Below are 13985 nucleotides of genomic sequence, written 5' to 3' on the forward strand. Positions count from 1 at the left end.
TGCATCCAATTTGCACACTTATAGGCAAGTTTGAGCGACCATTAGCCCGAGCAGAGGTCATTTCACCATCCGGCACAACAAACAATCAAACTTATTTTTTAATTAGACGCTTACAAATGAAAAGAGTATTTATGCTCGCTAGTTTGGCAATTACCATATGCCAAATCGGGTGTACTTCCAAAAAGGAAGAAAAGGAAGAAAAAGAGAAATTCACTGCTACCTCGCCTGTGCAAATGGATACCACTATCCGTAAGGATTTTGTTTCTCAGATCAGATCTTTCCGTAATATTGAGCTCAGGGCTCAAGAGAAAGGATATCTAGAACAGATATTCGTCGACGAAGGACAATTTGTCCACAAAGGGCAACTACTTTTTCGGATTATGCCGAAGATGTATGAGGCAGAATACCGTAAATCATCGGCAGAAGTTAATGTAGCAGAAATTGAGGTTCAAAACACAAAGACGCTAGCCGATAAAAACGTCGTATCGCCCAATGAATTAGCGATGGCTAAAGCAAAGCTTGAACAGGCTAAGGCTGAGGCAGCGATTGCGAAATTGCATCTTTCCTTTACAGAAATCAGAGCACCTTTTGACGGAACTATCGACCGTATTCCGTTGAAACTGGGGAGTTTGGTGGATGAAGGTGAATTATTAACCAGTCTTTCCGACAATAGCGAGATGTTGGTTTATTTTAATGTTTCCGAACCAGAATATTTGAGCTATCAAACGAATGTAAGTAAACGTGGAGATTCCCACGTTGGTCTACTGCTTGCTAATAACGAGCTATTTTCGCAGAGCGGTATGGTGGAGACGATAGAAAGTGAATTTAATAGTGAAACCGGCAATATTGCTTTTAGAGCGAAGTTTCCAAATCCAAACCGTCTTTTAAAACATGGCGAGAGCGGCAAGGTGGTCATGAATTTCCCGTTGAAACAGGTTTTAATTATTCCGCAGAAAGCAACTTATGAAATGCAGGACCGTAAATATGTGTATGTAATCGATAAGGAGGGCAAATTAAAAGCCCGTCATATTACCATTGGCAACTCTTTACCTGATCTGTATGTGGTAACGAGCGGTCTTAAAAAAGACGATAAATTTTTATTGGATGGTATTCAGAAAGCGAAGGAAGATGAGAAGATCAGTTACAGCTTCGTGCAACCTAAAGATGCCATTTCCAATTTGAAATTAAAAACAGAATAGACCCTTACACTTAAATTCTTATGTTTAGTCGTTTTATAAATAGACCAGTACTTTCGATCGTTATATCACTGATCATTGTATTTTTGGGTGTGCTTTCTATGGTGCAGCTTCCTGTAACGCAATTCCCCTCGATATCGCCACCGAAGGTCAATATTACTGCCGAGTACCCAGGAGCAAATGGTGAATTGATGATTAAATCAGTTATCATTCCGCTGGAACGGGCGATCAATGGGGTTCCTGGAATGAAATACATGGCTTCCGATGCCGGTAATGACGGGGAAGCAAGTATTCAGGTCGTATTCAACCTAGGAACGGATCCGAATCAGGCTTCTTTAAATGTACAGAACCGCGTAGCCTCTGTGGTTAACAAGCTTCCGCCAATTGTGGTCCGTGAAGGGGTGAAGATTACACGTGAAGAATCCAATATGTTAATGTACATCAATCTCTATAGTAAAGACAAGGAGCTTGATGGAAACTTTATGTATAACTATGCGGACATGAATATTGTCTCCGAATTACGTCGGGTAGACGGTGTCGGGGTGGCAAATATTCTTGGAACACGCGAATTAGCGATGCGTATTTGGTTGAAACCTGATCGTATGACAGCCTACAAGATTTCTGCAGAAGAGGTGATGAAAGCCTTATCCGAACAGAGTTTAGAAGCTTCACCGGGTAAAGCTGGTGAATCGTCCGGTATGACCTCCCAATCTTTCGAATATGTATTGAAATACCCAGGACGCTTTACCACAACTGAAGGTTATGGAAATATCGTTTTACGTGCGGGCGAAAATGGCGAAATGCTACGTTTAAAAGACGTTGCGGATATCAAATTTGGCTCGGCGATGTACGATATCTATTCAACACTGAACGGAAAGCCATCTGCGGCGATTGTCTTGAAACAATCTTATGGAAGTAACGCCTCCCAGGTCATTCAAGATGTAAAAAGCAAAATGAAAGAGTTGAAGGCATCTTTTCCGAAGGGACTCGATTATGAAATTAGTTACGACGTTTCCAAGTTTTTGGATGCATCCATGGAAAAAGTAGTTCATACGTTATTGGAAGCATTTGTGCTTGTCGCTATTGTCGTTTTCCTTTTCTTGGGCGACTGGCGCTCCACGTTGATTCCAACCATTGCAGTGCCAGTTTCCTTGGTCGGATCATTTTTATTCATGCAGTTTTTTGGAATTACAATCAACTTGATCACCTTATTTGCCCTGGTGCTTGCCATAGGTGTGGTTGTGGATGATGCGATTGTTGTTATTGAAGCGGTGCATGCTAAAATGGAAGAGCTTCATATTTCGGCCTATAAGGCGACCAAAAAAGCGATGCATGAAATCAGTGGTGCCATTGTTGCGATCACATTCCTTATGGCGGCGGTTTTTATCCCGGTTGCCTTTATGTCTGGCCCCGTAGGAATATTCTATAGGCAGTTTTCCATTACCATGGCTACTTCAATTATTTTGTCCGGTGTTGTTGCATTAACTTTAACGCCTGCGCTGTGTGCGATCATGCTGAAGAATAGTCATGGCAAGCCAAGAAAGAAATCCATAATCGATAAATTTCTGGATTCTTTCAATAGATTGTTCGATAAGATGTCCAACAAATATGTTTACTTGTTGAAGGGCATAGTGGATAAGCGCGTTTTTACATTTTTAGTATTAATTGGTTTTTGTATTGGCGCATATTTTTTGAATAATGCTGTTCCTGCAGGTTTTATCCCCAATGAAGATCAGGGGATGATCTATGCTATTATTCAAACGCCGCCAGGATCGACATTGGAACGGACCAATCTAGCGGCCCAGACATTGCAAAAAGAAGCTGAAGACATTGATGGTGTGCAATCGGTATCTTCGTTGGCTGGTTATGAAATCCTGACTGAAGGAACCGGGGCAAATACAGGTACTTGTTTGATCAACTTGAAAAGCTGGGAAGAACGCAAAGAATCCTCGCAGGAGATCATAGAGCAACTGGAGGCCGCTGCCAAAAATATACCAGGGGCATCCATCGAATTTTTCCAACCTCCTGCTGTACCAGGTTATGGTGCTGCGGGTGGATTTGAGCTTCGTCTTCTGGACAAAGCCGGTTCTGGCGATTACAAAAAAATGGAAACGGTAAGTAAGGATTTTGTACGTGAATTGAACAAAAGGCCTGAATTATCATCCGTATTTACGTTCTATAGTGCGAGTTTTCCACAGTACATGTTGCATATAGACAATGATCTAGCGCAACAAAAGGGTGTTACGATCGATAATGCGCTGAATACACTCTCCACTTTGGTCGGTAGTAACTACGAAACGAATTTTATCAAATACGACCGTCAATACAAAGTTATGGTTCAGGCTTTGCCACAATATAGGGCCTTGCCAGAAGATATCTTAAAGCTGTATGTGAAGAATGAAAAGGATGAAATGGTCCCATTTTCAGCATTTATGCATATGGAAAAGGTATACGGTCTTTCTGAGATCACGCGGCATAATATGTATTTGGCCTCTGAAATTTCAGGCTCTGCCGCGTCCGGCTACAGTAGTGGTGAAGCGATTCAAGTGATTAATGAAGTCGCGGCCAAAACTTTACCCCGCGGCTATGGTATTGACTGGGCTGGTATCTCCAAGGATCAAGTAGGGCGTGGAAATCAGGCGATTTACATCTTCTTGATCTGTCTCGGCTTCGTTTATTTAATTCTTTCTGCTCAATATGAGAGCTTTATAATGCCTTTTGCGGTGTTACTTTCTTTACCAATTGGAATCTTCGGTGCATTTCTACTGTTGAAGCTATTGGGGTTGGAAAATAATATTTATGCACAGGTCGCATTGGTCATGCTTATCGGGCTACTTGGTAAGAATGCAGTTTTGATTGTTGAGTTTGCTGCTCAACGACATTCGCAAGGATTGAGCATTATTGAAGCTGCCTTGGACGGAGCAAAAGTAAGGTTTAGACCAATTTTGATGACATCTTTCGCTTTTATCGCAGGGCTGATTCCATTAGTTATGGCTTCAGGGCCTGGTGCGATAGGAAACCGTACGATTGGTACAGCTGCTGCGGGGGGTATGTTGTTTGGGACCGTTTTCGGTATCTTGGTGATACCAGGCTTATACTATATCTTCGGAACCATTGCCTCCAAACGTAAGCTTATTAAACACGAAGATGAAAATCCATTAACTGAAGAACTTGATAATAATGACTAATCGAAGCAAAATAAAATGGGTCATTGCATTTTCGCTTTCAGCAGCAGTGACGGGATGTAAAGTCCCTAAAGCGACATCAATACAGGAGAATAAGTTCGTTCCTAACCAGTATATAGATGTCGTTAAATCAGATACAACGAACACAGCGTCGGTTAAGTGGCGTGAATTTTTTACGGATCCAAATTTAGTTGTATTGATAGATACAGCGTTGAAAAATAATCAGGAGTTGAATGTTACTTTGCAGGAGTTGGCAATTGCAAAAAATGATATTTTGTTACGGAAAGGAGCATTAAAGCCTACCGTTGGTCTACGTGCAGGTGGTGGTGTTGAAAAAGTTGGACGATATACCAGCCAGGGTGCCGGTGATGCAAGTACAGAAATTGCGCCTGGAAAAGAAATGCCCGATCCGCTAGGAGATTTGACTATTGGCGCGTACGCAAGTTGGGAAATTGACGTTTGGAAAAAACTAAAAGATGGCGAGCAAGCTGCGCTCAATCGTTATCTTGCTACAGTAGAGGGGAAAAATTTTGTATTGAGTAGTCTTATTGCTGAAGTTGCCCGCTCGTATTATGAATTATTGGCATTGGACAATCAATTGACTATTATCAAACAGAATATTGAGTTACAGGACAATGCGCTTGCGGTAATCCGACTGCAGAAACAGGCAGCCCGTGTAACTGAACTTGCGGTGCAAAAGTTTGAGGCTGAGGTTTTGAAAACCAAGGGCATGGAGTTTGAAACTAGACAACAGATCAAGGAAACAGAAAATCGTATTAATTTTCTGCTGGGACGTTTTCCACAGGAGATTAAGCGCGATCAACGTAGTTTTGTAGATTTGATCCCGGCGAAGGTTCAGACAGGTTTACCCAGCCAACTCCTAAGCAATAGACCTGACATCCGAGAAGCAGAGTATGAACTCGCTGCAGCCAAATTGGATGTAAGTATTGCACGGAAAGAGTTTTACCCCTCTCTGGAGATTTCGGCTGCTTTGGGTTTACAGGCATTTAAACCTTCGTACTTGTTCAAGATGCCGGAATCAGTTTTATACAATTTAATCGGGGAGCTTGCGGCACCATTGATCAATAAAAATGGGCTTAAAGCAGAATTTAATACGGCCAACGCAAAACAAATACAGGCTGTTTATAATTACGAAAAAACAATTCTGAATGCTTACTTAGAAGTCTCTACTCAACTTTCAAATATTGAAAACCTTGGTCGCAGCTACGATTTCAAAACAAAGCAAGTTGAGGTCCTTAATAATTCCGTCACCGTGTCCAACGATCTATTTAAATCAGCGAGGGCAGACTATATGGAGGTTTTAATGACACAACGTGATGTACTGGATTCAAAGCTTGAATTGATAGAAGCAAAGAAGCAGCAGCTCAATGCTGTTGTCAATATCTATAAAGATTTGGGAGGAGGCTGGAAATAAGTTGTTTGTTTGAATGGACCCCGCTAGGCGGGGTTCTTTTTTTATGGTGACCGTGTGGTGTTTCTCTATGCTTAAATACATTCTTGGTCTGCTAGGGTAGACAAAAATTTAATTAAAGAGACTTAGTGATTTTTCTTTCACCAGATCCAATATCATACGATATGCTGCAACAGAGTTGCCATTTTGATCCAGTGCTGGACTATACGCACCAATACCCATTTTATTCGGTACACTTACTGCAATACCGCCGCCAACTCCCGATTTGCTAGGAAGACCGACAGTTCTGGCGTACTCTCCGCTGAATTCATACATTCCCGCAATAAGCATCTGTGATAAGATAAGCTGGGACAGGCTTGGATTGTAGTATTTTCTATTTCCATCATAGCGTATGCAATGATTGGCAAAAAAGAATCCTATTTTAGCCAGATCCTCAGCTGTTACCTCAATTGAGCACTGCTTAAAATAATTGTTGAGTTTGTCTTCACCCTCAGTTTCAATAAGTCCGTTGCTGCGCATGATATAAAACATGCCTCTGTTTCGATGACCAGTTTCCCTTTCCGAGTTATATACAGATTTACTGTAATTAATAGCTTCATTGTTGGTTATAAATCGAATCATATCAAGTATTTTAATAAAGGGTTCTTCACCTTTCCCTTTAATAAGTGATGTTGTTAGAATAGCTCCAGCATTCATCATTGGATTGAGGGGCTTGCCCGTAGTTTCCAGATTAGCAAAGTGATTGAAAGGCTTTTCTGTGCCGTAGTAACCCATCTTATTAAAAATATCCTGTTCACTATTATCTAATACGGCAACCATCAATGAAACAATTTTTGAAATGCTCTGCATGGTAAATCTCTGTTTTACATCACCGACATTCACTATTGTTCCATCGCTATTTACAACGGAAAGGGCTGAGGATGCTGCATTGGCTTTACCTAATTCAGGAATGTAATTAGCAACTTTTCCTGCACTGAATGACATTTTATTTGTAGTCCATATTTTTTCCAATAGTGGCTTATCAATTTTTGTACTTTTATTCGTATCCGACTGAATTTTAGTGTTATTTTGAGCAAAGGATACCGGGACTGATCCGCAAGATATCAGACCGATTATGCAGGCTATTAATCTGAAATTTTTTCTCATTTTTAAATTATTTGTCCATTTCAAAGATAGGGAACAGTGCATGAAAAATTAAAAGATGCTGAAATATGTAATTTTAGCATCTTTTAATATATTGGATAATTAGACAGTACTTGGCACGGGGTCTACATTCCAGCCAGAGAGTATTTCTCCATAGAAAAAGAAAGTCACATAAAAGCTCTTTTTACTTATCTTATCCGTTACGAGGTATTTTCTCGTGACATCGTAAGCATCAATTTTCTTATATTTTGATAACACGATCTGGCGTGCTGCGGGGTTTTCAGAACGAACTAAGTCTTGTATCTTTTGATTTACTAACTTCATTATTCCTTCTTTTTTGAACGGATTATTTTCAATTTTTACATTTGTAGAGTGCATTAGTGTTCCATGATTTTGCGCTTTTCTTGCTTTTGCAGCGGCCGTATAAGTGCTAAATTTTCTCTTGATCTCAGGATCTTTTAAGTTGTGGATAGTGAAGATAGAGATTCCTTGCGCACCATTGTTCAACGCCTCATCCATATCGCTCAGTATTTCTGCATCATTTTTGGCCATCAGCCCACAATACAATGTTGTATTGTCGCCCTTATCACGTAAATTTTCTACCGTACAATCGCTAATAAAGCTTGAGTCTTCCGTATAGAAATTGCTATACACCATTGGAAAAACTAGATCTAAATTCCACTTTCCCCAGTCTTGACGTACCATGCGTGCAGCCATTTTTGGTGTTGGGAAAGGGGATGCAGCCATGATTTTACCATGGGAATGGACAATCTTAGCAATCATATTGGCTATCTCGGTGATCTGGTCACAACGAAATTGGCGCCATTTTAAATCATTTGATGGATCTTTTTGTGCTCTAGGGTCATAGCCATACTGTTTTTTAAACTTTTCTATCGCGATCGGGTGATAGCCGTAATCCCAAGCTGGATATTCACGATCCTGTACAATATTGTATTTTGGCCAAAGTGTCGTTGGAAGGACAACATCTACATAGCGATTGTAATCAATGGAGATACCGGCAAGTCCTTCAACTTCACAATAAGATTCAATTTTCTGTCGAATGTATTCCTTCACGCCGGGAACAACAGGCGACAGGAACTTATAATAACTCACATATGCCGTTGTATCGGCCAAACTTTTTCCATTACGATTGACGCTAAACCAATCGGGGTGCTCTTGTAGCACTTTGTCTCTGTCGTGTTCTAAGTTCATTGTCCAAAGCCATGCGATGACTTGGATGCCGTATTTTTTTGCAATTGGAATTGCTACGCGATATTCGTCCGGACTCGCAGCATTTAACATTACACCATCGATTCCTAGATAGTTCATTTCCTGACAAATGGAATCGAAGTTTGTATTTACATTATAATCTAACCACGTCCAAAACATCGCTGGTTTTTCTTTGTCAGCTGCATGAGCTACCTGCAATGATAAACAGGTAATGATAAGAAGTAATGGTGCGATAGTACAATTCCTAATTAATTTTTCCTTCATAATATTTATTTATTCTAAGAGTTTCATCGCATAACGTATGCAGACTATGAAAAGTACGTCAAAAGACTTATAATTAGCTGAATCTGCAGATTTAAAATTATCCTGGTGTGATGCGTGCCGTGAAATTACATAAAAACTTGTAATTTAAGTTTTAATACATGCTGATTCGATTGATTTTCTTACCATTATTAATTCATTAAATAAGAAAACATTTTCTAAAGCTTTGTGTTGTCTCTATAAGACTAACACAAAGAAATAATATTATTAACAGCAAAAGTGGTGCTGACTACTGGTTAAGTTCATTTATTTTGGTATGAAGAGACCCTATATTCCAATCCTTATTGCATGCTTGCTATTATGTAACCTAGTTAAAGGGCAAGTATTGGCGGTACAGCAGAGCAAAGTAGATTCTATTAAGGAAGTGAAAGATAATGTAATTTATCCCAAGCTTCAGATCAAAGGTTTATTTCAGGCGAGATATCTTGTGAGTGGAACAAAAGATGTGGATGTCAATGGACTGCATCACAGTGACGGGACGGGCACCGATAATAACTTTATGGTGAAGTATATGCGCGTGCAAATGCGTGCTCAAATTAGTAAGCGCACTGAGGTTGCTGTTTTGGCTAATCTTGCCGATTTTAAAAGCGATCCAAAAACAAAAGTACTTGAAAATGCTTATTTGAAATATACTTTTAGTCCAAAACTGGCCATTACTGTGGGGCAGTTTCGGCCGTGGTTTGGTATTGAGGAAACCTATCCCATCGACGTTATCAAATCTTTAGACTGGTCAAATCAGTATCTCGAATTCGGCAAACTGGGCTGGGCCAGTTTTCAAATAGGTATCTCTGCAACGGGGGAGACCAATCTCGGTGAGGTTCCTTTTAGTTATTCTTTGTCTGTCGTGAATGGAAATGGAAAGAATCAGGTGGTTGATATGGATAACGGTAAACAGTATGCTACTAGATTGGCCTTTGGACTTTCGAAGAGGTATGGTTTCAACCTGGGGATTAATGGGGGGATTGGTGAAGTCATGAAGCGGCAAGTACATGCATTTGGAGTCGATTTGACTGGTCATGTGAACTTAGCTAAACGCTGGAATCTGGATATGCAATTAGAGGCAAAACAAGCAATTAATCATAATTTGTATTATTCGTTGAATGAAAATACTCGTAGCTCTAAATTGAGTGATTACTTAGTTCGAGGAATTTATTTTCTTCCAAATTTGAGGTACGAAGTGAATTATTTCAATTTAAGTGCTTTCGAGCTATCTTGTCGTTACGAATACATTGATCCTAATTATAAGCTTCACGCAAATGCACACCAAACATACACGCCAATGTTTGGGTTAGAGTTTTTAAAGAATTATGGGGCAAGGATACAGTTGGGGGTGCAATTGGACCGATATAAAAAGCAAACTGTGAATACTTCTGAGTTCAATAAAAACTTATTTATCGTTCAAGTACAGAGTCGATTCTAACCAATTAAACTACATGTAACATGAAAGAAATCAGTATTAAAAATGTTGCCATTACTATTCTGGTAGCACTCATTTTATGGTTTATCCCAATACCGAAAGGCGTCCGTCCAGAAGCTTGGCATTTATTTGCAATTTTTGCCGCCACTATTCTCGGTATCATTCTGAAAGCTGCGCCTATGGGGACTATGTGTATGATGGCTATTGCGTTTACGGCACTCACTCAAGTCTTGGCTCCTGGAGATGCGGGTAAGTCCATTACTAAAGCTTTGACTGGATTTGGCGACAAAGTTATCTGGCTGATAGGAATCTCTTTTTTTATCGCGCGTGGCTTTATCAAAACTGGTCTGGGCAATAGGATTGCTTTTCTTTTCATTCGTGTTTTTGGAAAGAGTTCGCTGGGACTGGCTTATGGATTGGGTTTAGCAGATGTCTGTCTGGCTCCGGCTATCCCGAGCAATACTGCTCGTGGTGGAGGAATTATCTATCCAATTATGAAATCTATGGCGATTAGTTTTGATTCAGTTCCTGACAAGCCAGAGACACATCGAAAATTAGGATCTTATTTAACTTTAAACAGTTATTACATGAATCTGATCGCATCTTCCATGTTTTTGACAGGCACTGCCAGTAATCCAATGTGTCAAAAATTTGCTGCAAATCTCGGAATAGACATTACTTGGATGTCTTGGGCAGTTGCAGGGTTTGTTCCTGGTATCGTTGCTTTTTTTATTGTACCGCTTGTTCTTTATAAGTTATATCCACCTGAATTAAAAAAAACAGGTGACGCTCCTAGAATGGCTGCACAAAAACTGAAGGAGATGGGCCCAATTTCCAAAAACGAATGGTTAATGCTGCTGGCATTCTTTATTTTATTGGCATTCTGGATTTTTGGTGGCTCCTTTTCAATAGACGCTACAACAACTGCTTTCATAGGATTGACGCTTCTATTGCTAACTTCTGTATTGACTTGGGAGGACGTCAAGGCCGAAAAAGGTGCTTGGGATACAATTGTTTGGTTTGCTGTCTTAGTGATGATGGCTAGTTCTTTAAATGAACTTGGTTTCATTGGCTGGTTTAGTGATTTAATTAAAGTACAGATTGGTGATTTAAGTTGGCAAATTGCTTTTCCTGTCATTATTCTTGTTTATTTCTTTAGTCATTACATTTTTGCCAGTGCTACCGCCCATGTAGCGGCGATGTATGCTGCTTTGCTTGGCGTTGGCATTTCACTAGGTATTCCACCGATGTTACTGGCAATGATGCTCGGATTTCTGGGTTCTATCTATGGTGTCTTAACGCATTACGGACATGGCCCCGCACCTGTGTTCTTTGGAAGTGGTTATGTAGATTTAAAATCCTGGTGGCTGCGGGGAATTGAAATAGGCATTGTATTGTTGGTGATTTATATGGTGGTAGGTGGACTTTGGATGAAAGTTATAGGTTATTATTAAAATTAAGATCTTATTATGTTATCTACTTTAGCTAAAAAGATGCTCATGTGTCTGACGGGATTGTTTTTAGTATTCTTTTTACTGATTCACTTTTTGGGAAACTTGCAGCTCTTCTTGCCTCAGGAACAAGCGCATTTACAATTTAATGCTTACTCACATTTTCTTTCAGGCAATATCTTGATTAAATTGATTTCTTATTTACTTTATCTAAGCATTATTTTACATGCTTTGGACGGGTTAATGATCACATTACATAATAAAAGGGCTGGAGCAAATTATGTGTCCGATCGCCGTGGGCGGGCGAGCAAGTGGTATTCGCGCAATATGGGAATTCTTGGAACCCTTATACTGATCTTTTTGGTTATTCATTTTCAAAATTTTTGGTATGTGTACAAATTTGGTGCTCCACCACTTGATGATCGGGGCAATAAAGATTTGTACATACTCGTCGTAGAGGTGTTTAAGCAATGGTGGTATGTGGTTATTTACGTATTCTCCATGGCTGCTCTCTGCTATCATCTTATTCATGGGATTCATAGTGCGATTCGAACCTTAGGTGTATTCCACCCCAAATTTGTTAAATGGTTTAAGATCATCGGTATCAGCTATTCTGTCATCATCAGCATTGGTTTTGCATTGATGCCTATTTATATATTTTTTACAGTAAAATAAGGAAGGGAATTCATGGCATTAAATTCAAAAATTCCGGGTGGACCATTGGATCAGAAATGGACGCTCTATAAAAAAACTGCCAAGCTTGTTAATCCTGCGAATCGTAAAAAGCTGGATGTTATCGTTGTGGGTACTGGACTTGCGGGCAGTTCGATAGCTGCTTCGCTTGGCGAAATGGGCTATCAAGTAAAATCTTTTTGCTTTCAGGATAGTCCAAGGAGGGCGCATTCCGTGGCTGCTCAAGGTGGCGTAAATGCGGCGAAGAATTACAAAAATGATGGGGACAGTGTCTATCGCATGTTTGTTGATACGCTCAAAGGGGGAGATTTTCGGGCCCGTGAGGCCAACGTTTATCGTATGGCCGAGTGTTCGCTCAATTTGATAGACCAGGCGGTAGCCCAGGGCGTTCCCTTTGGCCGTGAATACGGAGGTTATCTGAATAATCGATCTTTTGGAGGTGTTCAGGTAAGCCGCACATTCTATGCAAGAGGTCAAACTGGGCAACAACTTCTTTTGGGCGCTTATCAGGCGCTTATGCGTCAAGTGGGTAAAGGTGCCGTACAGCTTTTCTCTAGGCACGAAATGCTCGATATTGTTGTTATTGATGGGAAGGCCCGCGGTATTATTGTTAGAAATCTTGACACCGGAGAAATACAACGACATGCTGCACACACCGTTATATTGGCCACTGGAGGCTACGGGAAGATTTATTATCTATCTACATTGGCAATGGGCTGTAACGGCTCTGCAATCTGGCGAGCGCATAAAAAAGGAGCGTTAATGGCCTCGCCCAGCTGGATTCAGATTCATCCCACATCGTTGCCACAGTCTGGCGATTATCAATCTAAATTGACACTAATGTCTGAGTCTCTGCGTAACGATGGAAGGATTTGGGTTCCACTACATAGGGGTGAGACACGGGACGCGAACGCTATCCCCGAAGAAGAAAGGGATTACTATTTGGAACGGCGCTATCCTGCATTTGGCAATCTCGCGCCAAGGGATATTTCATCGCGGGCAGCGAAGGAACGCATCGATGCCGGCTTTGGCATTGGTCCACTTAAAAATGCCGTTTATCTTGATTTTGCGAAAGCTATTCGAGAACAAGGAAAACAGAAAATACAAGAGAAGTATGGTAATCTATTTGATATGTATGAAAAGATAACCGGATATGATGCTTATAAAGAACCGATGATGATCTCACCTTCCGCACATTTTTCCATGGGCGGATTATGGGTGGATTATGAATTGATGACAAGTCTAACAGGGTTATTTGCCTTAGGTGAAGCTAATTTTGCAGACCATGGCGCCAATAGACTTGGCGCTAATTCTTTACTTCAAGCTTCTGTGGACGGCTATTTCATTGCACCCTATACGATTGCAAATTATCTGGCAAACGATATCCATACGGGTAAAATTTCTACAGATCATATTGAATTTGTACGTGCAGAGGAACAGGTTAGGAAGCAAATTGATAGATTTTTGAAAATCAAAGGTAGGAAAACTGTTGATTATTTTCATAAAACACTTGGTAAAATACTTTATGATTACTGTGGGCTGTCACGAAATGAAAAGGGCCTTCGCTATGCTATTGGGGAGATTCAAAAGCTCAAACAGGAATTTTATAATGAGGTCATTGTTAGCGGTGTGGCTAGTACATTAAATACTGAATTGGAGAAAGCTGGACGAGTAGCGGATTATTTTGAAATCGGCGAACTGATGTGTTATGATGCGTTGACAAGGAACGAATCCTGTGGGGCACATTTTAGGGAAGAATACCAAACAGCAGATGGTGAAGCATTACGCAATGACGCGGATTACCAATTTATTTCAGCATGGTCTTGGAAGGGAGAAAGTGAACAACCTGAATTAGTCAAAGAGCCCTTGACTTTTGAAGAAATACAGCCGACAGTAAGAAGCTACAAATAAAACGAA

9 protein-coding genes are annotated in these 13985 nt (G+C 40.4%); 7 read left to right on the plus strand and 2 right to left on the minus strand.

Going from position 1 to position 13985, the window contains the following annotated elements:
- Positions 1 to 116 precede the first annotated feature (116 nt).
- Genes B3139_RS11675 through B3139_RS11685 form a run of 3 tightly spaced genes read left to right on the plus strand, consistent with a single transcriptional unit; the run spans position 117 to position 5816 of the window.
- A complete protein-coding gene (locus B3139_RS11675; RefSeq protein ID WP_293883201.1) occupies positions 117 to 1199 on the plus strand; it encodes an efflux RND transporter periplasmic adaptor subunit in 1083 nt (360 codons plus the stop codon).
- Between the two features lie 20 nt (positions 1200 to 1219).
- Complete coding sequence (locus B3139_RS11680) at positions 1220 to 4384, plus strand: efflux RND transporter permease subunit (RefSeq protein ID WP_293883203.1); 3165 nt, start codon at positions 1220 to 1222, stop codon at positions 4382 to 4384.
- Positions 4377 to 5816, plus strand: coding sequence for a TolC family protein (locus B3139_RS11685; RefSeq protein WP_293883205.1), 1440 nt, complete (start codon positions 4377 to 4379; stop codon positions 5814 to 5816). Before B3139_RS11680 ends, B3139_RS11685 begins: the two co-directional genes overlap by 8 nt.
- 108 nt (positions 5817 to 5924) lie before the next feature.
- Here the strand turns inward: B3139_RS11685 and glsA are convergent, their stop codons facing one another.
- Together glsA and B3139_RS11695 are read right to left on the minus strand one after the other, a co-directional pair.
- Positions 5925 to 6959 (minus strand): glutaminase A, encoded by a 1035-nt coding sequence (glsA, locus tag B3139_RS11690; protein ID WP_293883206.1) that lies wholly within the window; start codon positions 6957 to 6959, stop codon positions 5925 to 5927.
- A gap of 99 nt (positions 6960 to 7058) precedes the next feature.
- Positions 7059 to 8450, minus strand: a complete 1392-nt coding sequence (locus B3139_RS11695) for a hypothetical protein (protein ID WP_293883208.1) — start codon at positions 8448 to 8450, stop codon at positions 7059 to 7061.
- 313 nt (positions 8451 to 8763) lie between these two features.
- On the opposite strand from B3139_RS11695, the gene B3139_RS11700 reads away from it, so the two are divergent.
- The 4 genes from B3139_RS11700 to B3139_RS11715 are packed head-to-tail and all read left to right on the plus strand — an operon-like array spanning position 8764 to position 13979.
- Positions 8764 to 9927, plus strand: coding sequence for a porin (locus B3139_RS11700; RefSeq protein ID WP_293883210.1), 1164 nt, complete (start codon positions 8764 to 8766; stop codon positions 9925 to 9927).
- Positions 9928 to 9947: 20 nt separating this feature from the next.
- On the plus strand, positions 9948 to 11378 hold the full coding sequence (locus B3139_RS11705; RefSeq protein WP_293883212.1) for an anion permease: 1431 nt from the start codon (positions 9948 to 9950) through the stop codon (positions 11376 to 11378).
- A 15-nt stretch (positions 11379 to 11393) separates the two neighbouring features.
- The gene (locus tag B3139_RS11710; protein ID WP_209579484.1) at positions 11394 to 12050 is read left to right on the plus strand and encodes a succinate dehydrogenase cytochrome b subunit; all 657 of its coding nucleotides are present in this window, start codon (positions 11394 to 11396) and stop codon (positions 12048 to 12050) included.
- 12 nt (positions 12051 to 12062) lie between these two features.
- Complete coding sequence (locus B3139_RS11715) at positions 12063 to 13979, plus strand: fumarate reductase/succinate dehydrogenase flavoprotein subunit (protein ID WP_293883215.1); 1917 nt, start codon at positions 12063 to 12065, stop codon at positions 13977 to 13979.
- The last annotated feature ends 6 nt before the right edge of the window (positions 13980 to 13985 follow it).

The organism is Sphingobacterium sp. UBA1498 (genome assembly GCF_002325125.1).
Classification (GTDB): Bacteria; Bacteroidota; Bacteroidia; order Sphingobacteriales; family Sphingobacteriaceae; genus Sphingobacterium.